Consider the following 24904-nt stretch of genomic DNA (forward strand, 5'->3'; position numbering starts at 1 on the left):
TTCGTGAGCTTATGAGTAATGTTTTGAGTGAATACCTCTTCTTTCGTCCTAATAACCAATCGAGTTGAGTTTATTCTGAAAGTCCAGCACTTGTTGCAAATCTTGCTGAGTTTGATTTTCTTCTGCTGTAATTTTTGCGATTTCATCATCAAGTGCGCGAATCTGAGCATTGAGGATTTCGGTAATCACCTGCTCAGAAGTATTGCCATACTCACGTTTAACCACTGAACAGATCTCATCAACTGCCTGATATAAACTAACAGCCGCTTGACGCTCTTGAGCGTTTTGCTGATCTTGCGCCTTGCCTTCGCTATACACATCCCATAACGCGGTAAGTAGCTGAACAGCGATTGCACCTTTTCCTGCCCATTTACCCAACGTTTTCTCCCATCGTCCTTTTAAACCCGGGATCTTTAACTTACGACCTTGAAGTAGTAAGCCCTTGATATTGTCAGCGGAGCCCATATTTCCAAGCCCTTTAACCACCTTGTCTAGATACTCAGAATTATTTGAGCTCAAGCTTTGTTGTAAGCGGTGAGAAACCTCAACGTTTAATAGACCCTTAACTTCACCCAAACTATCGTTGATCCACGCTTCTAGCTTGTCTCCAATTGGGTCAATTAAACGCTGCAACTGGCTATCAAGTTGCGCTTGATCTTGTGTACTCTGTATACAGCCACTGATATCAGACTTCATCAACATCAGTTCATGACTGATCATATTTCTTGCTTCTATTACTAACGAGCGTTGGCGACTTACAAGCATTTGCTTATCTTCTCGGCAACGCATCAATAGCTCGTTATGTTCTGAGGTGTCCGTCGTGGACAGTTGGTTTACCGCTGGCTGGTACCAAAGTTCATTAACTGCACTATGAATTGCTGACAGTTGATTGTCTTTGTTGTCTGTTGATTTTAACCAGTCATTAAACACCTCAATGAACTCACTGTAACCAGAGCGTTCAAGCAACTGAGGGTGATTATCTTTTAAACGTCCCGTCAATGCCGTTTTCGCATTCATTGGTAACACTTTAATATGCTGAATGCTTTCATTACTCACGCCATATTCAGAAGCTTTATGACAAAGAATCTGAAGGATCTTCTGATAAGCTGTTGCTTTATCTGAATCGTTCGTAAGCTGATGGTTAAGTACAATGAAAATTTTCTTATTCAGCTTAATCATTTCAAATAATCGATGATAAAGATCCTTTGAATCTTGGTCCCCTTCTCGGATGACAAACAACATCACTTGAGTACGTTTAATCTGCTCAATTGTAGTCTGTTCATGCTCAATGGGAGCGTTGACTCCTGGAGTATCTAACAGTCGATACCCGTTCCAATCATAGTAATCAACCGTGTCGGTGGTCGGAATGTCATTTACGGTTGCTTTCTCTTGACCAATAAGCGCATTGATCAATGTACTTTTGCCTGCGTTATACGCACCATAAAGCATGACTTGCAGAGTGTTATCATCTAGCTTTTCTTTTAACTCGGCATAAACACGATCAATCTGATTATTCGGATGATAGGCGCCAACTAAACACTTTGATTCATCAAGGTTCTGAGTTATTTCAATAAATGGATTTCTCATAATTTATACCTTCAATGCTTGAGTTTTTGAAGCACAGTTTTCAATCGCAATTACTATGGAATCAGCGTATTGCTGTAAGGGCATGAAAGATGTTTGCACATCACTAAAGACGTGTTCTACCAATTGTGGCAATTGCTGACGTACTGCTGCTGATGTGGTTAGGATGACTTGATCTGGCGATACCCCAACTGCTTCTTTGTGAGTGGAGATTTCGACAAAGATTCGTTCACCGAGTTTATTGCCGCCAAAAGAGCCAATCGCACCACCAATCAAAGCACCAATAGGTCCACCCACCGCAAACCCAGCAGCTGCCCCGCCTAATCCACCAGCACTCGAAGCGATACTCGACGCTCGCCTACCCGTGACCTGTTTAACGTCAATAGTGATATCATCAAAATCACCTAAACTGCCACTCGACAGGTCGCCTGAAACACGCTGAATATTGTTAACGTAGCCAGATAGCTCCTGCGTCAACGTATTGCTGATTTGCTCTTCAATCAATTGGTTTAGCTCACGACTTATCGCTTCTTTATCGCGGTTGTTCATGTGCTTATCGACGATTAAGGGTACTTCACACAGTACGTTATCAAGAATCTGGCTCGACATCACATTTTGCTTTTGGCGTAAGTTATACGTTGTTTTTGTTAGTAGTTGCTGCAACTCTTGCACTTGCGGTAAAACATTTTCATTCAATGAATGCAGTACTTCACCATCCAAGAAGTTAATCATTTGGCGCTTAGCTTTAACGACCTTATATTGGTTAGCTTCGTTCACTATTACTACCAGGCGTTCAAACAGCGTTTGCAAGCCAGCCTCTTGTAATGCGTTCTCAGAGGTCGCTGTAAGTGTTTTGTACGCATGAACCGATACGGATACCGCTTCTTTCAAATCATCAACACCGCCTAATGCCGTGACTCGGCTATGCACATCTTCTTGCTGCAATTGGCGAACTTGGGCTGATTTATTTTCCACTTTTTGGATAAGGTCTTGCGCCTCATCACACCAATCCTCTACCAATACGTCACTTTTCGTGATGACGGGTTGTAATGGTTTTTTCTTTTCAAGCTCAAGCTTGAGATCTTGCAATTCTTGTACTTGCCCTGGAGAACTTGATGGCGTAAGCCATAAAATAGCGTCTGCGCTGTCGGTATAGCGACGAGTGAGATCACCGTTTTCATCCACTATCGAGTGAAGCCCCGGTGAATCTAATAGCACCAAGTTTGAGCCCAGCTCTACACCTTGGATCTGAGCGGTAGTTTCGGTGACACCTTCGGCAAACGCACCCTCAAAATATTTAACTTTGCCGTCTTTAAAGCAAAAACGCTTAATCTGTTCAGGAGCAAATAGATTCGTTAAGTAATTACAAAACGAGCTTTTACCTGCATTCACTTTGCCAAATACAAGTAAAATAACACGATCAGCAAACTGCTCGCTGAGCGCTCGCATTGGTGACGCCTCTTCTAATTTTGCATCCCAACTTAGCACGCCTTGATAGATGGAAGCCCTTAGTTGTGTCGCCAATTTAAACAATGGATGCTGCTCATTGATCTGCTTGCTACTAAACTGAGCTGCTTGGGTAAGCTCTACAACCAAAGCGGATTTTATTGCAACTAAATCCTGCTCTTTATCCGATATGTATTTGAAGTCTGACTTAAATTTTTCTAACGCAGTAAGAAATGGGTTGCTATTGGTCATTTTTCCATTCTCTTACAAATTGATTAAATCGTTTTCAAGCTGCTTCATTTCTTCTAGCTGCTTACTAATTTGTTCGATTTGTCGTGCCTGTTTAGTCGATTTTTTGCTTTCTTGAAATGCTTGAATTGCCGTAACTTCAAGATTGCTATTTTTTGATGCCGCGACTAATGAATCTGCTGAAATCGACAAGCTATATTTATTAATAAAACGATTGGCGTGCGCTCGATTTTGTTCTGTAATTTTCCGCTCTTTTGCTTCTCGTTCGGCTTGTGCTATTTTTGCTTTTCGTTCAGATTCTGCTCTTTCTCTCTCTCGCTCTAATTCTCGTGAGCCCGAGCTAGCACTCGAACTTGAATCATCATCAGATAATGCGGCACCGACAACACCAACGACACCTACCACTGCTGCCCCAATTAACCAAGGAATAGCCATAATTAACTCCTACTATTTACATTACTGTTCTTGGTTAAACCAAGGCTGCTGATAATTGTTTTACGTCACGCTTTAACATACTAAGTTCACTGCTCTGCTGAGAGCGTAGCCCTTTTAACTCTGCATTCAATGCCTCTTTTTGCGCAGAAAAATCCAGCAATAGTTTAGACTTCAAGCGTTTCATTTCTTTCTTGCGTAATTCATCAATCTCAGACACTAAAGTAGCAGTCAGATCAAAGAGCGCATGGATACCACTCTTTTCGCAGAAAACCGCTTTGTCCTCTTGAAGACCTCTGTTATAACGATGCGCTGACACAGAAATGATTTGTAAATCACGTAAATCAAGACTCCCTAGTAATTGTTGGCGAATTTTCTCCTCAACAATAGCTACTTCATCGGCAGACTTTTGATCGATTTGCGTTAAGACTAAAAACATCTTCTTACTGTAATTCTTGTCCTGACGTGCTAATTGTTGGAAAATTTGCATCTCATATTTATCTAGCTCACCCGCTTGAGCTTGGTGAACTAAAAACAAGTAGTCAGCCATTTCAAACGCACCTTTAATGGCAGCTTTGTCATCTTGTTTATGCACATCGGCATCAAGCCCAGGGGTGTCAATCCAAATAACATGATCTTGTTCAAGCTCTTTGTTCTCAATGGTTTCGCGTTTATCTGCTGCTTTGAAAATCGCTTCGCCTACCATTGCATTTAATAATGTACTTTTGCCGTGATTATATTTCCCAAACACTGCTATACGTGGTTTAGTCGCATTATTTTTCAAGTACAGCAAACGGTTTACATTCTGCTCATCCGTTGGTAAAAACTGCAATAGTTTATGTTTGTCCATCTTTTAATTTAACTCTGTAATGACTTGGAAGTTCGGCTTCCAATTGCATGTAATTGCAAACTTCAGCATTTTTAAGATAGTAATCTGTTAATGAAAACTGGTTTTCAAAAAGCTGCTGATACCCTTCATCAATTCGGCACACTAAAGGTCGCTCTTGATATATTGTGCAGCCAACATCAGCATTGAAGTACAAGCAAATACCATCACCATTGTGAAAGATTTTCAACTCAGGTACATGTTGAATTTGTTGGCAACACAAGCCGCAACGGGTGCACGGGTAACTCATAGGTGGATCAATGCTTCACCTTGGGTGAATAGAGATAAGATATTCTTAGACCACTCACGATAAACAATCGCCAAGTTTGGATTAAGTCCAAAGTGCGTAATCATATCATTCAATAGTTGCTGCTCTTGCTTGGCAACTTCTCCATCCGCATAAATAAGCGCCATTAACTCAAGTAACGCAATTTTCTGATGGCTATCACACTCAAAAGTATTGAGCACTGATGCTAGATCAAACCTTACTGCATCATACTCAATATCGTCCATTTGCATTTCCATGCAGTACTTTGCAATCAAGACTTCTTCTTCCATTGAAAAGTCATTGTCAGAATGCGCAACATGATGAGCAAGAGCAAGAAATGCTTCCTTTTCATCTATTGATAAACGGTTCAAAAACATAATCGTTCCTTTAATAGCTTCGAATACTGCTTGTTCTAATATGGATTCGATTGTTATACAACACCTGACATAATAGCTAAACCTAACACTTTAGCATTAGATTTGAATTTTCCATATCCTTGAAATTCATCACATTTCGCACTGAACCACAGAATAAAAACAGACCAATATGGCACTAGATATATTCTTCTGGCGTGGCTATTTGATAATTATTCAGTAAGAGATAATGAGTTAATAAGCTTGCGAGGTGGGAAATGAAAGACGCATGACTAGGAAAGTTTTAAAGGTTGAATGTGTGGCGTATCAGTCGACAGACTCTAACTCTAGCGAAGTACGATTTTATGTAACATGCTTTAGTCAAATCGAAATGACTTGTGCAGTTTATCTCTACTTACCTCCTCTATGACCGCATAAACTCTCACCAAAACCACATAAGACTAGCATTCATCAGATGATTTTTCTTTAGGCAAATCCAGCTGCGAACGCGAAATCTTGGTCGAAACTGATAATGGGGCAGAAGTTTGTCGCGGTGACTGGGGGAAGCAACTGAGAAGGATTTCTTCCTAGTTGCCAGTACGGAATGGGGAAAAATAAGCTGGTCGCACATTCATCGATTTGCTAACTCGATGATGATTGTGAGAGAACAACTTAATTATAAAGTTGGCTTTGTTTTACAGCGTTTTACCAATCATCTGGCTCACGAAGCTTCGCTTGTTGCCGGCTTACAGCTTTATCTTGAATATGTAGCTCAAGATCTAGTGATGACAGCAGGCGCATCAGACTTTCGATACTCGATGAGGCCGGATCGCGTTCAAGCTTTGATACTGTTGTCTGTTTTAACCCAACCATGTCCCCGACTTTAGTCTGGTTTCGTCCTTGAGTTCTGCGTACATCACGTAGGTATATTCCCAGTTGCATAGGACTTGTTATGAGCATATCTGCCTCCAATGTAAAAGTTATCCTCTATAGGGGATATTAGCACTTTATCCCCTTTAGGGGTTAGAGGTAAAGTAGTAGCGTTTGTTTTGATGGAGAGATTAATTGAGATGCGTCAAATATTCCTAGGTCCAAAGCGTCATTCGATTTGCTGTCAATTTGTGCTTTTAAACTCTCTCGTCGATGCGTGTACAGCGATGCCAAAAACCGCTCTACGATGCACTTGTTGCTCTCAAACCTCTGCCAAACAACATCACATAGTGTACCGATGGCTTAAAACGTCGCTTCAAATGGCAATAATCCCGCTAACTGATGCGCATAGTTTTCCCAAAACTGACACTGCTCTCTCGTCATAAATTCATGGTGTGGCGCTACCTTAGACTGAATAACTCTCCCATCGCAAATTCGCATCCGACCACAGGCACAACTGAAATGCTCGTCGTAAAAACGAACGTCAAACGTTAACCCTGGGTTTTGGTCTGACAAAGCAAAAACTATCTCCTTAGGATACGTATTTAGGGTGGTGAATATGATTGGTTCTAAATGCGGAGTCCCTTCTTCGCATGCTTCCTGAAACCGAAGCAAATTAATATAGTCCCCCATATCTGCAGGAAAATCATCTTTCCATGGATTAAAGCATCGATAAGGCACACCGCATTCAAATACATCGCAGGCCCCCCAATGGCGCATCATCCACGGCTCTTTTATAAAGTAATCCGTGGCGTTTCGTATCGCTGCTGGCATCGGGACAATGTTGTTGAAGTCAATTTGACCAAAATGGTCAACAATATTAAGGTACAGTGCTTTGCACTTCTCTGAATCGCCACTTATGGTCAATTCACTGGTAATTCGATAAGTCATATATTAATTCCTATTTTTATTATTGTTTTTAATCAGGTATAGATAAGACACCTATCATTAGAGAGTCGTAGAAACGCATGCACTCTCTTGACATGAATAGACGTACAATTTACTGAATTAAGCTCTGCGCTTTAGCGCAGAACTCGATGGCCTGTTACTGAAAGTTCATATATTGCAGGAGCGGATTCGCTTGTTTGAGCGCCTGACGCTGAGCAAGCAGCTCAGCGACCACACGTTTTTTATCTTCTCCTATTGCACAGGCAATAAGAAACGCATCGACTTCATGCGACATGAAGCCCACAGCCTTTGGACCCAGTTGTACTGCGGGCGGAAATGTGCCATCATTAATTCGGCGATGTAAGGTAGCTTGAGATAAACCAACGCGTTTTAATACGTCAGCTTTTTTTTCTATTTTCAGTTGATTAATTGGGTGTATAAGCGCCATGAGACGCCTCCGTTTATTTTTATTATTATGGCTCAAGGAGCCGTTAAAAATATAATATTCGAGTTTTAAAGTGAAAATCAATCATTTTTTCGTATTTATTTAACCAAAAGTAAATATACATGCCTTATATATTTCACGGAAGGCAAAATATATAAACCTCATATATTAAACATCATATCGATATAGCCTGCCATAGCAATCAAGAATAGATAAGTATTAGCACAACCTCTCTATTAATTCATTTCATTCAATAATCACCCCTCTCGTTTATTTTTACGCCCCATAAAACTAAGCTTAATCTATGTAATATCCGCCCCGACAACTACTTACTCAGTTCCAGTGAGACGACCTGAAAGCGACTGAAAGCACCAGAGACACAACGATAGTGCAGCGCAAATGCTTTGTCGCAAACAGCATTTGCAATGTCGTAACGTGCACTTTCCCTGTCGCACTCGACAAATTCCGTCATACAGTAAATACAGGATTATTCAAACCGTCATATAGCATCTAGTTAACTTAAATTAAAATAAACACTTCCCATCTCGTTAATTATATCGTTATAATAAAAAATACTCAGAACAAAAACAGTAACAAGCTGATATCGTACGTTCTTATTTGTTCCAAATAAAAACACACGAAAGCATGCCTCACTGCGCGAGGTTGCGCTAACAGCCTTCGGCGTTATCGCTTGAAAACACAAAACACTCTAAATAATAAAAATAATAAATAGAGAATTTAAAAAATGGATATTAATATAAACACAGTCGCAGCAACTGTCATTCGCTGCACATCTAGAAAACATAAACAAATACTATCGGCATTCATTGAAAATCACAGCTATTCAGCAGATGAGTTGACTACACTACTCGCAGGACTGTTACCCTCGCCGATTGAATCTGGGGTAGCCATCGCTTCACACCAAACCTTTATTTCAGAGCTTTCTCACGCTTTATATCTCCACCAACATCCCAATGACGCCGATAAAAATGAGCTGATGAATGCACGCAAGTTAATTCGTATCGTTCAGGCGAATTTTAAAAAACAACGAAAAAGTGACAAAGAGCTGTATTGCAAAGCAGTGAAAACCAACCTCACTGAAAGTGAATACAAGCAGTTACTTGAGGTCATGCACAGCTATAATTATAAATCAGTGAGTCGGTTCCTGAGAGAGGTCATAACTCAAAAACTCACAGTCAAACCTCAACGCAGTGATGAAATAATAGAGTACTTTAAGCAAACAAAGCGCATCGCCACAGTGATGGAGTCACTCATTGACGAAGGTAACCCTGCGTACGACCACGAAATAGCCCGTCAACTGGGTGATGCTCTGTATGAACTAAAACAGAATTTACAACTCACCCGAAATCTCGCTATCGACGCTCATAATTCTCAAACCGCCGAGCTGTTGGCCATGCAATTTTTGGACAGCCGTACGTTGCGTGAGCTTTACCGCAGCAAGCTAGAAGTGGAGAACGCCAGTAATGATATTTGAGGAATTACAATGTAAGAATGATAAACAGACGGTGCATGATGCCACGCAATTAGTTCGATATAGTGCCAAGCAAAGTGACGATGTCACACTGCTGATCGAGTATTCTTCAAGTCACTCCAAGGGTGACGAACTCGGGGGAACATCGCAGTTTATCTGCGCCAATGAAATCGCTTCGGTTCCCCTGAATGCAAGAAACCAAGATGCCCGAGACATTGATTGGAGCCGTGCGATTGCTGAACTACAAAGCGCTCACCTAGCTAACCCTAATACGAAACAACCCTTCCGCCATTTTGTTGTCTCCCTCGCAGAGGGGGAACAGTTACCCCTAACCAAATGGCGAAACACAATTAAGAAGCTGATGGACCATTTAGGATATGAGCATGCTCGTTATATCGTTTTTAAGCACTCCGATACCGACAATGAACACGTCCATATTGTAGCGTCTACGACTGATTTGCTTACTGGAAAAATCATTTCTAACTGGCAATCGCACCTCAAAGCCCAAGAAATCATGAGGGAGCAAGAAGTTATGCTAGGGTTGCAAGCATTACAAAGCTCAGGGGAACTCCACTCAAGTTACGACACTGATGTACAAGGCGAAAAAGAGAAAACGGTGATTCGTATGATGAGAAGAAAAGTTGATACTGCAATTCGTACTTTGCCGCCCTCTTGTTCGTTGACTCAGTTTGAAATGGCATTGCTCAAACAAGGAATTGAAATAGAGCTAATACCAGACAAAACAAACTCTCGATTTAAAGGTATTGCTTATCGATTTCATCAATATCGCTTTGCAGCATCCTCGCTACGAAGTGGCAATAAGTATACATTAGGGAAACTGATTCAAAATGGCGTACTCGACACTTCCTGCCTGAAAATCGCTAACTATGAATGTCACCAGCAAGATCTAATAGATGCAACGAAAAGATTTGCAGACATCCGCGCACTTGCCATCCAACACGCGGACACAGTTAAAAAACAGATGGAGGAATTTGATAATCGGCAATATCGATATCTGTTATTCAGGTTTGCTATCGCCCATGAATCAGCCATGCAAGAACAGATCGAGCATTGGTGTGACTACGCCAAGCGGATACGCTCGACTCGCGACCGAGCAATAGTACGGGCGATTTATGAGTGCGAACGAGGGATTTACAACTCAGCAGGCGTAATGAATAAACTTTTCTACCATATGATTATAATCCTGCTCGAATTCTCACTCATGAAGAAAAGTAAGCTGACAATTTTGCCAGTTCACGAAACGGTCCTTGAAGCTCACTGTAACTTCCCATCAAGTACCACTTTCAGAGATGGCCAAATACTATAGCTTGCACCTGATTTAGCGCCATCTGAATGTACTCTGATTTTCTCAACGACTTCTACCACTAACGAGCGATCAATAGCCTTATGAAATGCATTGAGTGATTGACGGACAAAGTCTTTAGTCATTGGTATCAGTTCAACATTGCATTGTCGCCACTGCCCTTCATCCTCTAATCCCATACTTCTATAAAGCCTTACATCGGCGTGGATGGTGTCTAATACCTTCAAGTAATGCCGCGTATGAACTACGTCTTCCTCAAAGTGCCGATTTAAAGTTTCTTTCCGCTCGGGCTTGGTTAAAAAGAACAAGTAGATAGCAAGCTCTTTGCCAGTCAAATTTAAAGTGACTCCAGCCACTTCTAACGTTTTGCTAGTAGAGTTGATATTTACGCATAGTTCATTGCAGTTGGCACTGTTCATCGCAGAAACAGTTTTTGAAAATGAGTGTTGATTCATCTGAGCAAACATAGCTTCATCAACCTGACGGCGCATTCTTACAAACGGAATTTCAGCTAACGTCACCCGCGCATCTTTGGTGTTAACAACCTTCTTCTTATCTCGACCAACAAGATATTTATCGTAAGGTGTTGGATAATAAAAGTCGTGTACAAACTCGAAATCATCATCTACAAATACATGGCTGAGCACGTCTTGCTCTCGACCATATAGTGACATTGCATAACCGATATAAAAAGCCATTGTTTTTCGCCCGCCAGCAATGGAAGCGTGAATAGCGAGGTTATCGTCAGCGGTAAAATCAGCAACTTTGCGAGTGATAAAATCAGCCATAACCGACTGATCTTCTTTACCCTTTGCATCACTCAGCACATGACCTGTTTCGTCTTCTATAAGCCATATATTTTCTTGACCAAATTTAATGTCGGGTAGTTGATAGTCTTCAAGAAGGCTTTGCCAATGCCCATCCTCAAACAAACCCTTCTCTAAAGTGAGTTTTGAGCTACTTGTTGTGATGACAAAAACTTCCTCAGGCATGGTGCGCCCTTGTTTGTGCAGTGCGTAAATTGTTTCAGTAAGAACCTGTGGGCTTGCGCCAGTTACTGCTATAAGAATATTTTTCAAATTAAACTCTATTTATACATAGTTTTCACAGTTGGAGCCTTACACTAATCCCAAAGATCATTCGATGCTTTCGAGCCTAATGCCTCTCATTAGAAGCCCCGAGACAAAAATTAAAATTGGAGGTACTAATCACTCTACCTCCAACTCATAAAGTTAGAATTAGGAAAATGAGACAAAGATATCTGTTGGGAAATTTCCTGAGGATAATTGAGATTGTCCTTCCACAATAATCTTTGCGTGTTCTTCATCATAAAGATTATGCGGTAAATGATTTTCGGACAAACGCTTGTCTGCATACCAGTAACCAAAACCTTGATCGAGCCACAATGTCACCTGACGTCCATTATCAAACGATAAAACTAGCGTTCTTGAATGTGGTAGCTTGTACTTCGGAGCTGTTTTAAAACTGATATTTGCCGCCGTACTCTCTAGCGCCAAACTCACAACCTTATCTCGTGAATAATCGTCGTAAAAGTTATCTTGTACCGTTGCTGGCCTGTAACCTCGCGCCAATTCACCTGTGTTGATTTCTATCTGGCAACTTTTGTAATGCTCTCCTATAAACTTCAGCGCATTAAAGCAGAGCGAGAATGGTAAGGTAGCCGCAAGGTAACGATCTGAGTACGTTACAGATTCAATAACCTGATTTTCCATTAGTGCCATCAATGCCGGGGAACATTTAAATACGTGGGACCAGAACTTAAATCCGAACTCAGAAGCTTTTCCATCCAACTCACTATCGATGACTATTTTCTCTACATCAGAACTTTGGTTCAGACGTGTAATATCGAAGTCAACCAACGTCCCTAAAGAACCAACGCCAGTAACTAGAGTTTCATGATCGTCTTCACGAATACCCCATTGGTAGCAATATAACTTATTAGTTACAGATGCAAGCACCACGTAATCGGACTGGCCATTCAAGGATTTACTCAAAAGCCTCACATTAGGGTGGTTTTGATACCAAGATAGCGTCACTTTTTGCTCTAGTGACAACTCTTTAACTTTAGCCTCTGCAAGTATCAGGTTTACCTTACGTTCAGCAACCCAACGGCTGAATGCTTGATATAACAGCCACCCTCCTAAATCGCTCAATTGACTGATAGGTAATTCAACATAGATGTCAGAGTCATCGTCCTTGGCAAGTGTTTTTTCTATTGCGATCATTAGGGGGCGTAGCTCACGCCTATTATGATGGTCGAATAATTCATATCCCGAAGGAAGGCTGAGATTGTTGAAAAAACCGTTATTCAAATATGCAGTAACTTTACGTCGGTCAAGTAGATCAAGGACATGCTGAGTCGAATAATCAACTAAACAGCGATGACATGCCTTATCACAGTGACAACTTGAAGCTATCTTTTTTGCCCCTTTTAATAGCTCGACAACATAGTCCGAAGCTTGAATTGAGAAACCTGCACCGCCAGCTGCATTATCAAATAAGACGATCGCTTGCACTTCACGTCCCTCATAATTCACTGGCTTAGTTGTACAGCCAATTTCATCATTATTGATACCGAGTTTCTCTGCTAACTGATTTCGCATCAATACGGCGACTGAACGTGCGATACTTCTATCTACTAGTGGTTTCCCCAACTCATTAAATAACAATAATTCGAATACGTCTGTATAAGTACTATGTCCGAGCTTCAAAGGCCCCTTAGCAGTAAACTCCCTATCATTACCACCACATAATACTTCGCTCGAACTAGTTAAATGTCCTTTACCTCCTCGTAAACGAGTGTGCCCCATTAATACGTCTTTCGGCGATTTATCTTCACTTTCTGGCATTGCCTCCATGCGACCACACTCAAGGCAAAGCGCATAACCTTTGTTCACAGGCCCAGCACTGTAGTAATACACATGCCCATTATGACTAGAACGATAAGATGCGCCGGGGTTCACACTCACTTCTCGCCACTCTGAACTATCTACCGTTACCCAAGGGTCATTGAAAGGTACGTGGTTCAGCCGAGAAATGTCATTGTGGGGCTCATCTCTAATATCCACTGCGAAGCTTGCGGGTTGAATGTATGGATGGATATGCTCTTTCGTGTTGCCATCAGTCAAATCAAATTCATTACCACAACATTCACATTTATCAGGTCTTAAAGAAGAAGTATTGCTTGCTCCGCACTTGTCGCATCGCCATGCCCATCTCAACGCTTGAATCTCTTTGACTTGATCAACGGATGCGGGGCTATGCCAATTCAACAAGACCCCCTTAGACTGATAAACACGCCCATCAATAACAACATCATTACCCGGCGCATAATCACGAATTGCGACAGACAAATCGCGAGATGGGAAACCTTTTGCGCTGTAAAGATTGTCTTTACGGGATGTTTTGTCACTAATTTGATCTTGCTTCATCTTGATGTTGCGCTTACGCCTTTCGATCACTTTGACGTGGTCTGTATTTAAAGAAACAACATCCGTTGGGAAACCGTAGCCAGGTAAGAAGCCTTTCCGAGCTAGCTCGGACAGTAAAAACTCACCTTCTAAGCGTTGAATTTGACTTTCAACTGCAGCTTGCGCAGTCGAGAGGGAATCAGGATTATCTTCCAAGCTATTAGATTGATCTTTTAACAATTGATGCTCAGCTACCCAACGTTCAACAATTTGCTTCATGTGTGTAGCAGAGGCATCTAGTATTTCGATACGTGATGTCGCATCGAGAGATGTACGACGAAGCAAAGTATCAAGGCCTTCTTGTACAAGCTCTAATGCACCATTCACACACCAGTCAACAAACTGCTCCGCTTGAGAAGCCGCTGAGCCATGATCAGACTTAAAGAAATTCCCGCAATTCAGCTTCAGCGAATTTTCTGACTTTAAGACTCGATTTAAAAATGTTGCAAGTAATAACGAATTCACATGTCGACGAACAATGTAATCACTGGATAAGGATACATTCGGAACTTTAATCTCTGTATCAAATGCCCAACGTGTATTCGAAAAGATATGTTCACCATGTGGTGTCGACTTACATAACGTAAGTGCAATAGATTTACTCTCCCCACGACGACCAGCCCGGCCTGCACGTTGTAAATAGTTTGCCGGGTTCGGCGGAGCATTGTTCATCGCGACTACTGATATACCACCAATATCGACCCCCATCTCCATGGTTGTAGAACAGCTTAAAACGTTGATTCTCCCTGCTTTGAATTCTTTTTCATACTCTCGTAACTGACTTGCTTTGAGCTGTGCTGAATGTTCTGCAACCCTAAAGTAAGGTGTACGCTCGACAACGCGGTCAGCAATATCAGACCAAGCATTTTCTTTACGTACATTCATCAATTCAGGCTGCTCTTGCCAATCTCGAACTTTGGTTAGCTCAACGGTTTCTCCACTGTCTGGATCTCGTCCAAACGGGAATGGATAACTTGGTGTAGAAATTGACTTACACAAGTGCTCGTTACGGTCTCCAGATACATTCAAATACGGAGTAACCCCTAGCAAAGGCTTATCAATAATTTTCTGGGTGTGAGGACATTGATGCTTGTCCACTAATAAAGAAAAGCTGACTTGCTGTTCAAGCTCCAAACGATAACCATCACCACTTGGTGTCAATACGGAAGACTGCAGAGCCATCCAAGCTTGGCGTAAAATTTCGTTGATATCAGCCCGAGAATTAGCATCATCCAACTCCATATTTAGAGCTGTTGCAACCAACCTTGCTAATCTTGGTTGTCGTGAACCATTACGCCTAATTTTGGGCCATGCCTCTACATTCCAAATATGGGTAGGTTCATCTTGCCCTACTAAGAAAGCTGGAGAATATTTAGCACCGATCCAGTTAATCTGCTCATCAGTAACCCTCACAGCTTTCACGCTTCTCACATGAAAATTTACTGCGACAGTCAAGAAGTTTACCCACTCTGCACGCGCTTCGTCTGCACTGTCAAAACGTCTCAACCACTCACTCGGAGCTGAATTCGCCTTTTTATCCAGCACTGGGTACTCCATACAGACTAATCCCATGGTTTCTAGCGTATTCTGTCTTTTCGGTCGACTATTAAACTCTCTCAAAAGCAATAAACGAGCAAGTAACTTAGGATTCGCAACCATGTCCATTCGGTCATCAAAATGCTCATAGAATTTTTTGATCCACAACTGCACTTCTTTCTGTTCCGCTAAGAAGTCTTCCACTTCTAACCAATTGACCGTAACTGGCTTTGAGGAGCTACCAACGAGTTCCGAGATTTTACCTTCAACGAACTCAACCATACCTTCATTGCCATTCTCGATTGCCATTTTGAGCATCGCTTGGTATTGCTCCAGCTCTGGACTAGAAGCTGAACTCGCCCCACTTTCTCGGATCGCTTTATCCAAAATCAAGTGATAAATCGTAGAACGTAAAAACTGCCTTTCAGAGTCTTGCTGTGCTTTGGCAGAAAAGCGAGCAGTACCCTGACGACTATCGGTAAAAGTGATCATTCTACGACCATTCCAAGGACCTTTTAATTGTTCTTTCTTACCATCTTGGCAATATTCTAATAACGTAGGGATAACCGTCGACAACATGAACGGAGCACCATTTATAAAATGGCGATAAAACTCAAAATTCTTAATTTTTGTATGTTGGCAACACGGACAACGGAGTGATAAAGCACCATCGCTTTTGCGATACCCTTCTACTCGATGAATCAAGTGCGAACCGGGCATTTTAGCTGCTTTCACTTCTCTCTGGTTATTAATCCAATATTCACCTGTTTCTTCAAAACTTAATGGGGAGATGAGACCAAAGCGGTCATACTCATTAGAAACCTCTTCGTCATCTTCGTTAGTTAAGTCTTCTTCTCCAATGAGATCCAGAGCAAAGTCATCTATAGATGAGTCTGGTTTCGTCAAATGAAGCTGGGCATGACTCGTCTCTGAGTCAATTATTTCAGTCGCAGCCAATAAGCTTGTACCACAACCATTACAGCTGACCATTTCAAACACCGGCGAGCCGCATGAGCATTTATCTCGTCTCGACATGTAGACCATACCAAATCGCCAGTCGACAGATTCTAAAGGTGTACCTACTTTGGACGAGCAGTCAGCGTTTGAACAAGCCCAGAGGCCACCGGCCACACGATGAAAAAGATGGAGTCTAAACGGGATGAATGCATCGCCATTCGCATTCTTCGTCGAAGCACATATATCGAGCCATTGTAGAGTAACTTGTTCAGATAGAGGCTCTTCTGTTGCAGATAATAGTTTGCTTATTTCGTTAAGAGTCATTCTATTATCTGTTGCACTGAGGCGCTGCCTTAAGGTTCGCAGCGGCGGTATGTTTTGTAAAACATCGTAGCGTTGTTGCTCGTTTTCAATACTCGCTACATGATCAAGACTCATCGCTTTGATCTGCTCTAATTCCATCAGAGGCTTAATTTCGCGCTTACCTTTCACCAAGTGAACTTGTGTCATATCGACACCAGCCACATCGGCCAAGAATACCTTTAGATCATCGTCAGAATCCGCACCACCAATAGTTGCAGATGTTGCTACAAATCGGACTTGGTCTGGTGTTACGCCAAATCCATGCATCACACGTCTTAACAACAACGATAGTTCAGCAGCCTGAGAACCAATATAGGTGTGCGCTTCATCCAATACGATCCAACGTAGCTTACCCTGGGAACGGTTCAAGATATTGGCATCTTTTTGACGAACTAACATGTATTCCAACATCGTCGAGTTCGTCACCAAAATCTGAGCTGGGCTTTCCCTTAGTTCTCTGCGAGATAATTGTTCATTCGGATGTTTTTTGCGCTCTTCGGCACTGACGGACTCCGGCGTATCGCCGTTAAAGAGTGAGAACTTAACCTGATCCCCCAACTGGTGAGTCCATGCTGTCAGACGCTCTCTTTGGCTGTTAATTAGCGCATTGAGTGGATATAGAAACAGAGCCTCAACACCATCTGGTTTGCTGTTTCTGTCGACAATGTCATTAAGAATCGGAACCAAAAAACACTCTGTTTTACCCGAACCCGTGCCACTACTTACAATCACAGACTTAGGTGAGGTCTCTAATAGGTGTGACCAAGCCTCATACTGGTGAGAGTATGGGTACCAACTACTATCAAATAGGTAATCTTCTTCAAGCTCTTTAGGTGGGTTTGCCATCGCCTTTACAATTGCGCGGTTTAGAAGCCCCCCTGAAAGATCTCGCATACTTTCTGTATGTGGTTTCCAGCCGAATGTTGCCTCAAAGACAGGATCGGCAAGAAAAGCTCCGTCTTTACCCGGAGGTTGAGAAAACGACTGCCACAAGAATTCACGTAACGGCTTAGATCGCAGACCAAATTGCCCTAAAGTAGCTCGTGCCGCACGTTTGGTAAGTTGGTCAACTAAAGACTCAAAATATTGCATGGTTGGGTTACCTTTTAGCTATTCACTAGGCCGAAAATCATTTGATGTGTAAGAGCGAATGCTTGTTCAAAATAGTCGGGATCGAAGCTTTTATACTGTCTCATTGCATGCACAACTTCTGGAGTCACACGGAGTGAAGCAGAACCACAAGTCGATAATGCGAGTAATACAGGCGCATTCATGACATTATTGCGATAGAGGTTTTTAGTGGTGAAACAGACTCCGGATAGTTGCTCATTTACCGAGTTAATGACATTGTTCAAAATGTGATCTGCAAATGCGCAAGGCCAATGAGATTCATCATATTGATTGTTCAACGCATTTCGTAGGTCAAATAACTGCTGTTTATAGGCTGCGGGATTAAGAGATGGCTTATCTCGGCTAGAGTCAATTTTATACATCAATAGATTTTTAAGGCTTTGTAAGCCGTGATATCTGGTGACTAAGTCGTCCAATTTTGATTCTATTTGATCACAAATGATGCCTGAAAAGTCTGTTCCATACTCTTCGATACGCGAAGCATAGAACGCATTAATCACCGCGATTGCATCTCGGGCTTTAAGTGAGTGCCATAAGAAAGGAAACTGCTTACTAAATTGCCAAATACGCTCGGCTTCTTTCTTATTCGCGCTTAACAACATTGCAAGCATAAACTCAGGTTTAGTGATTGCACCGCGCCATAAATCAAATGTGGTTAAGGGAACGCTATCAAAAGCCAACAGCCCTTTGATATATGCCCACTCAGGAGCATTAAACTCAACCGCTAGCTGACCACAAACGACCGAGAATTTATCTAAACGATCTTTACGTGAGCCAATCGCTGCTGCTTCTTCCAGCCTATTGCCTGGCGACGATAAGAGTTCGAGATCTTTACTCCACATCAACGGTCGCACTCCCTGCTCTGCCTCATCGGCATAAATAAGCCAAGCTCCTGGCGCTGCATCTTCATCAGGGAAATGCCATTGTTCATCATTCTTTACTAAAGTAATCGGAGCAAAGGTTGGGTTATCCAGTGGCACCATAGAAAGTGCCCCGATAAAGTGGTCGTTATCAATTTCAACCGTGCATAGTTCCCGGTTAGGCGTGAGCGTGTTGCCATACGCGTTAACATTAAAATTGAATATCGTATGTGCATTATCGAGTACGGAAACTTTAACGATCGCGTCTAATGAAGTTGATAAAGCAAACAGAGAGTCAATATCTTCTTTGAATGTCGCTAATGAAAGGCCAGCAGACAAGGCGTCGCCTTTTGGCAGAGAACGTTTAACGTATGCTGATTTAGAAAGTGCACCGTGAATATCTCTAGCTTGTAGTTTAAATTCCACTTCTAGTGAATCATTTACACCGTAACTGAACAACTCATAGCGATTGAGCCTATCAACTAAGATGGCGTCTGCATTGCGAACCACTTCTCCTAGAGTACCAATCAAACAGATGCCTTTCGCAGGAAATGGCAAAGTCATCGACAAAGACTTTGCTTGATCTTGCCACCATAAACGGACATTAATCTGTGCAGGTGGATGGGCTTGGCTGCTCAACATATCCAAACTACGCTTTGCTTCATTCTGGTCTTCTTGAGCATGAGATAGAACAGAACTCGGCAATACATCGATCAGCTCATTATCCTCTAATGCGATAGAAGGCAATTGATTCTCTGAGTAAAAACCAATTTGGCCGATTTGTACCGAATGGCTTGGCTGGAAATCAATAACAAAATCATCTGGTAATAAACCCACTGTAAAGCGCTTAACGGGTTTATTATTTTCGAATAAAGCAATATCGACCTTACCAAAAGGTACAGTGCTCATAGTTTGCCATTGTTCCAACATCGTATTACGCCAACGAAGCTGAGTGTTCGCTATAGGCGTTTGTCGACCAGCTTCATCGATAGCAACAAGACTAGGCAAGCCAATAAAGCACTTACTTGGGTTTGTTTGATAAGAAACCGATTGACCGACTAAGTTGTATTCTAGGGAATGTGTATCCTCTTGCTGCAGAGACACACAATACTCTCCAAAGTAAAACTCGGAGCTAGTTTGAGTATTAGCTTCATAAAGAATTCGATTTTTGATAATGCCGACACTGCCCAGTTCAAGATGTGATAATGGTTCAGGCACTGAAACTAAAGCGTTTGATTCCTCACACGTGACATTCCCAGCATCTTTAAACAGCCATTCATCATTGTGTTGGGTGAATACCCAAGGTTCATTCACATCTAATCCAGCACCGCCCAGCACCGGGGCATACCATGAATTTCCAAGGTCATCCGTTGCTTTTAACTGTATGTCGCAGTCGACCCAATCTTCTGGGAGTGACGTCGTATAAACATCAAGTAAATAGTGCTCAGAGTCAGTACCGCGTTTAATCGCCTTTGCCAATAACAAACTCTTTTGACCGACTGCAAACAGATTTATCCGCTCAGGTAGATTCACACTACCAAACAGCTGCTGTAAAAATTGAACGTTAAGACGAGACTTGAGCGTGATATCAACTTGAGTCTTCCACTGGTACACTTCTTCAGTGCCCAGCGCGAACTCATCCAACATAGAAGCGTAATGAGAATAGGATTTACGTAAGGAACGCAAAACCTTAATTGAATTTGGTAAACGGCGTTGAACTTCGACAGCAAGGCCAAGCGCGTTACCTAATAAGGTCCGAGCAGCCTCAGGCTCCATATTCAACGGTAAACTCTGTGACCAGTTCGCGTCGACCGTATTCAAATAATGTAGCGGATCACTCTGCTCTTCTAAGCCATGCTTATCGACCAAAGAGTAAATAGACTCAGCGACTTGCGCGACAATACTATAAACCGTTTCATCACGATAAGATGCAGCAATGTAATGCGCATGTGCTTTCGCAATTGAGGCTGCACTTAAGCGAGAGTTAGCAAACTGGCCATAATCTTGGATGACTTGTTCGAAGTAATGGGCGAGCTTGCTATGAGGGTCTTGGATTAGCGTTTGCGGTAAACCACCTTCGACAGCAACAGTGCCAAGTAACATGCGTCCCTTCGTGTTGCTTAAAACCTTTCTTCCCCAAAAGCTTAAGCCCTTTACAACTATCTCACTTCTTTGTGTCGGCGAAATTGCGTTGGCTGGTAAACCTAAAGATTCCAACACAGGTTCCCAAGCCCATACTCCACCTTGAAATGACGTGCGCCACCACTCTGCTGCATACAATACAAAACATCCGGACCACTCTCTTATTGGTTTATTCGAATATGTGTGGATTCCATTACTCGCAACACTAGCAATCAACGACTGTTTAAGTGATTCAAACTCCTCAGCCGTGACTTTGTAACTATAAAGAGGCTGAGCGTTTGGCTTGTTCAATTCTCTCTGGTTGAGAAATGAAGTAAGAATGTGTTTGTATGTTTGCATAATAAGCCTTGACGTAGTGTTATATCCTTTGGTGAAACCGCTTAAAATCTATTTTTATATTAAGTAATTTACGTTATTTAAAAGATGAGTGATGTTTGTAAGCTTACGAAATTAATCAATCGAACGAAAAAGTTTCAGGCCAAATTAGACGACTTTTTCCCTGTAAATCAGAAATAAACGGCACGACCCAAAGCTTTAATGAGTTACTAAAATTAAAGCTGTGTTCTATAGGCTTAGTAAAATCCTCATGTGCAGGGTAGATCAAGAATAGGTCCCCTTCGCCACCTAAATACTTTTGCCCATAGGCGAACATTTGGTACAAATCAGCTTGCGAAATACCATAATGATATTCGTCCAGGTCAATGAGTTTCCACTTAGTATCGAGTACAATCAACGGATTATCCTGCTTGGTTATTAGCAAATCGGGCTTAAGCCGAAACTGGCTTCGTTTGTTGTGTATTACTAAATACTCAGAGCAAGCTTGAGCCGTCAGGGAAGCACCTTCAATTAATTGTTCTCGCAAAACCGAAGCTACGTAGCTTTCAAATACTGCTTCCATTGGGAACAACAAAGATATAGCGCCATGATCTCCTTTCATGCTCAATGGAGAAAAACCGTCCAGGATTAGCTTTGCCCACGCTAGAGGAACGTGGTAATCAAGCATTCCGCGGTCTAACTTAACGGCATTGATATCTTGTTTGATGAATTTGCTCTCTGGTACTTCAACGAAAGCAAACTGCAATTCTCTTAATAGTTTTTGATTGGATGCCAACATGACATAGCGTGTGAGTTTTTGTAGTGCTGTTTTAATTAAGCGGTTAGCGGGTCTGTTAATCAGATACTCATCGTATTCAACGTAGAACTTATGCTTATTCACCAGATTGTGTTTTACCTGTTGAGCAGTTAGCAGCTTACCCTTTTTATAATTGAGGTTTTCAACCTGCGTGACATAGTCACTTTTTAGCCCCTTCTTCACTAAAGAATTTACGGCTTGTAAGAACTGGTTGATAAACACCTCTAGCAGAGGCATTTTCTTGCTCGCAATATTCGCTTGGTTGGTCGACACATGACGGAAAGAACCCAAATGTTGAAGCATCATCAAGAGCATTTCTCGTGATTCTTCCACTGACAATTTTGAGTTCTCTTTTTTTATACCAATCTTAGGTAGTACTTCGATATGTTCACCAGTAGGTGTAAACAAAACACCCACATAGTTTTTTACCTGAATCAGCTCATAGCCATAACGCTTGGTTAAGTTCAGGCATTTCCCTACACTTCCCTCTTCAGAGCCTAAACAAACCTCTTTGAGATAGTTATAGGCATTCTCAGATATTCGAGAAGTCTTAAGTACAGTCTGATCGACTTCTTGTGACGTCAAATAGCCGTATTCAAAAACCGTCGTATGCATAGCAGTTACTCGGCTGAACTAACTAACGTCGTATAAATACCAATATATGACTCAGGTTTGTTCCAAACATCAGCCTCTTTATCAGCTAGCGTATATTTGGTGATGGACTGACCATATTGTTCCAACTCGTGGTTGTTGCCAAATAAATCGTTTAACTGCTGAGTGTTCTGAACTTGTTCAGAGACGAACTGAAGCTCTTGAGATTTTTTCTGGTTGTCAGCTAAAACCAAACGAATTTTGCTCCAATCTTCAAAGAAGTATTCCTCAAGTAGAGGAATGATTTTATTCTGGAAAACGGAAACTAATGCAGAAAACGCCTGCTCTTCTTCACCAGCATCCGCCAGTTCTTTGACAGGCATAAAGAATGCGTGACCTAATGTATGTTCACGGTCATAGAGTATTTCTATACGTTGATTAAGAACCTGAAGTAACTTCTGTAGATCAATACCTTGAAGCTTATTGGTATTTTCGAAGACTTCTGGCTTTGGCATCATTTCAACAAAATCGAAACGGCGTCGAAGCGCTGTATCCATCATAGCTAAAGATCGGTCAGCGGTGTTCATCGTGCCAATTAAAAACAAGTTGTCTGGGACTGAAAATGGCTTGCCGGAATTTGGTAGTACAAGCTCAAGAGCTTCTGATGCTCCTTTACGTTTTGAAGGCTCGATAAGAGTAATCAGTTCACCAAAAATCTTTGAGATGTTGCCACGATTTATTTCATCAATAACTAGAACATAGTTATTTTTTGACTGTGTATTATTTTCATCATCGAACTCATGTATATCGACGTCATAAGCTTGAAGATGACTTAAGACATCATTAACGGATAAACGCCACAATGGATAACAAGTAGGCTGACTAAACTGCTTATTACCATTGATAGACTTAAAATCGACGGAAAAGCCTTTCGCTATCCATTTGATATCTCGCTGATGACAAAAGTCTTCTCTAGTAGGAACACCTGATTCGTTATATTGATAATCACCAGTAACAACTCCCACAGCTTCAACTGATGTCGCACTATCGATACATAAAACCAAGTCGCCTTTCGCCATTTCATTGGTAAAATAGAGCAAAGAATTTTGGTTATTCGAGCCTAGATTGGAGAAATACTGATTTCTCTCCTCAAGAGAAAGATCACCTGTTTCAGCCCAGCCAATTGCTCCGATATTATGTTCAAAACAATAAGTCTTCGCTTCGTTTTTATATGTACCCTCAATCGACAATTTCCAGACTCGGCCCGTACTCTTTATTTCAGAACTCACTTGCTTCTCTGATACGGAGGCATCATCACATATCGACTTAAAAACACCATCTTTTACGCTATAGGCTATTTGTTTGTCTTCCGTATTTTCTGCTGTTAACCCTTCAACAAACTCTTCATATCCATAACTCTGGTGAAAGGTAACAAAACGAATTCGTTTATCAGAAACTAAACGATCATACTCAGCTTTTAACTCTTCCCTAGTGTCCCAAGCAAATTCAGGCTCAGCAGCATTCACCGCAGCTTCAATCGTATGATAGGTTTTTCCCGTACCTGGGGGGCCGTACAAGATTTGGTTAATTGGTAATTGCTCTATCTCTTTCTGCTTCTGATAAAAATTTTTCCAGCATTCCAATCCAAACTCTAATAGGTCTCTATTTCCTTTTTGTTGTATTAACTCTGAGTACATCCTCGGATATGGTGCTTTATGGTCGGAATTGGTTAAAGCCTCCAACATTGTTTTTGAAAATGTATTAATTAGTACTGGGTTTTCTCGGTTTTGATATAAGAATGCAAGCTTCCATTTCACCATTGGTGAAAAATCAACTTTATCAATAGCATTTAAGTCCCCGCGCTGGGCTGCATCAACGACACCTGTAAGTTTAGTTATCACACTTTTAAAAACTTCGTCCTGTGTCTGACCATATCGCGTACGCCAGCTATACACGTCACCATGTTCGATACCATTTTGCTTTTTCGCAACTCCACTACGCTTGTAGATACCAAACTTTGCGGATGTATTCCCTTTTATCGACCCTAGCGCTCTCGTTTTCGTCTCTAACCAATAGGTAAACGTATCTTGATCATCCGTTGAAACGTATTGTTCCAACGTCAGTTCTTTAAGCTTTTCAATTGGCCAACGCATTAAGAACGCATCCCACAATTCTTTTTGCTTTTTAACTCTGTTTTGTTTGTTTTCAGTGGTCATTTTTGTTCTCGTTTTATTGTTCGTTTTCACTAGCCTACTGTCACAGGAGCCACAAACTTTATGCCTACGAAACTTCATCAATACTAAATCGCAGGCATAACATAAATTACTTTACATTACGAAGTTCGATTTAAAACAAGGACTGCCCAAATGGTTGCATCAGATCTCACAACGGGGAACTCATTGAA

The 24904-nt window shown here is 41.7% G+C and carries 16 protein-coding genes; 2 read left to right on the forward strand and 14 right to left on the reverse strand.

The genetic code is table 11. From position 1 onward, the window contains the following. Window positions 1-48: 48 nt before the first annotated feature. From FKN08_RS05510 to FKN08_RS05550, 9 genes are all read right to left on the reverse strand, one after another. Entirely contained in the window at window positions 49-1587 is a 1539-nt protein-coding gene (locus tag FKN08_RS05510) for a GTPase (RefSeq protein ID WP_170891497.1), read from the reverse strand. A gap of 3 nt (window positions 1588-1590) precedes the next feature. Then, window positions 1591-3282, reverse strand: a complete 1692-nt coding sequence (locus FKN08_RS05515; protein ID WP_170891498.1) for a dynamin family protein — start codon at window positions 3280-3282, stop codon at window positions 1591-1593. 12 nt (window positions 3283-3294) lie between these two features. Continuing rightward, on the reverse strand, window positions 3295-3714 hold the full coding sequence (locus tag FKN08_RS05520) for a hypothetical protein (RefSeq protein ID WP_046028465.1): 420 nt from the start codon (window positions 3712-3714) through the stop codon (window positions 3295-3297). Between the two features lie 34 nt (window positions 3715-3748). Then, entirely contained in the window at window positions 3749-4561 is an 813-nt protein-coding gene (locus tag FKN08_RS05525; protein WP_029851777.1) for a GTPase, read from the reverse strand. After that, window positions 4548-4847, reverse strand: coding sequence for a YkgJ family cysteine cluster protein (locus FKN08_RS05530; protein ID WP_029851778.1), 300 nt, complete (start codon window positions 4845-4847; stop codon window positions 4548-4550). Before FKN08_RS05530 ends, FKN08_RS05525 begins: the two co-directional genes overlap by 14 nt. Further along, window positions 4844-5242, reverse strand: a complete 399-nt coding sequence (locus tag FKN08_RS05535) for a hypothetical protein (protein ID WP_029851779.1) — start codon at window positions 5240-5242, stop codon at window positions 4844-4846. Before FKN08_RS05535 ends, FKN08_RS05530 begins: the two co-directional genes overlap by 4 nt. A gap of 681 nt (window positions 5243-5923) precedes the next feature. Continuing rightward, a complete protein-coding gene (locus FKN08_RS05540) occupies window positions 5924-6178 on the reverse strand; it encodes a helix-turn-helix domain-containing protein (RefSeq protein ID WP_029851782.1) in 255 nt (84 codons plus the stop codon). Between the two features lie 273 nt (window positions 6179-6451). Continuing rightward, window positions 6452-7039, reverse strand: a complete 588-nt coding sequence (locus FKN08_RS05545; RefSeq protein WP_120458844.1) for a hypothetical protein — start codon at window positions 7037-7039, stop codon at window positions 6452-6454. Between the two features lie 154 nt (window positions 7040-7193). Next, window positions 7194-7484, reverse strand: coding sequence for an AlpA family phage regulatory protein (locus FKN08_RS05550; protein WP_140112743.1), 291 nt, complete (start codon window positions 7482-7484; stop codon window positions 7194-7196). Window positions 7485-8226: 742 nt separating this feature from the next. Here FKN08_RS05550 and FKN08_RS05555 point away from each other — a divergent pair. After that, a complete protein-coding gene (locus tag FKN08_RS05555) occupies window positions 8227-8976 on the forward strand; it encodes a chromosome segregation ATPase (protein ID WP_170891499.1) in 750 nt (249 codons plus the stop codon). Next, window positions 8966-10300, forward strand: coding sequence for a relaxase/mobilization nuclease domain-containing protein (locus FKN08_RS05560; RefSeq protein ID WP_170891500.1), 1335 nt, complete (start codon window positions 8966-8968; stop codon window positions 10298-10300). Before FKN08_RS05555 ends, FKN08_RS05560 begins: the two co-directional genes overlap by 11 nt. Here the strand turns inward: FKN08_RS05560 and csm6 are convergent. The 5 genes from csm6 to FKN08_RS05585 form a co-directional block, all read right to left on the reverse strand. Continuing rightward, window positions 10249-11376 carry a CRISPR-associated ring nuclease Csm6 gene (gene csm6 / locus FKN08_RS05565; RefSeq protein WP_170891501.1) on the reverse strand — a complete coding sequence of 376 codons (1128 nt, stop codon included), beginning with the start codon at window positions 11374-11376 and terminating at the stop codon, window positions 10249-10251. The two genes, FKN08_RS05560 and csm6, sit on opposite strands and share 52 nt — an antisense overlap. Window positions 11377-11535: 159 nt before the next feature. Continuing rightward, entirely contained in the window at window positions 11536-17736 is a 6201-nt protein-coding gene (locus FKN08_RS05570; RefSeq protein ID WP_170891502.1) for a DEAD/DEAH box helicase, read from the reverse strand. 14 nt (window positions 17737-17750) lie between these two features. Next, the gene (locus tag FKN08_RS05575) at window positions 17751-21116 is read right to left on the reverse strand and encodes an STY4851/ECs_5259 family protein (RefSeq protein ID WP_170891503.1); all 3366 of its coding nucleotides are present in this window, start codon (window positions 21114-21116) and stop codon (window positions 17751-17753) included. Between the two features lie 115 nt (window positions 21117-21231). Further along, window positions 21232-22524 (reverse strand): McrC family protein, encoded by a 1293-nt coding sequence (locus FKN08_RS05580; protein ID WP_170891504.1) that lies wholly within the window; start codon window positions 22522-22524, stop codon window positions 21232-21234. 5 nt (window positions 22525-22529) lie between these two features. Further along, window positions 22530-24716: an AAA family ATPase gene (locus tag FKN08_RS05585; protein WP_212762627.1), complete on the reverse strand. Its 2187-nt coding sequence runs from the start codon at window positions 24714-24716 to the stop codon at window positions 22530-22532. Window positions 24717-24904 lie beyond the last annotated feature (188 nt).

Source organism: Vibrio sp. 1-2 (7-a), from assembly GCF_013048515.1.
Classification (GTDB): Bacteria; Pseudomonadota; Gammaproteobacteria; order Enterobacterales; family Vibrionaceae; genus Vibrio; species Vibrio diabolicus.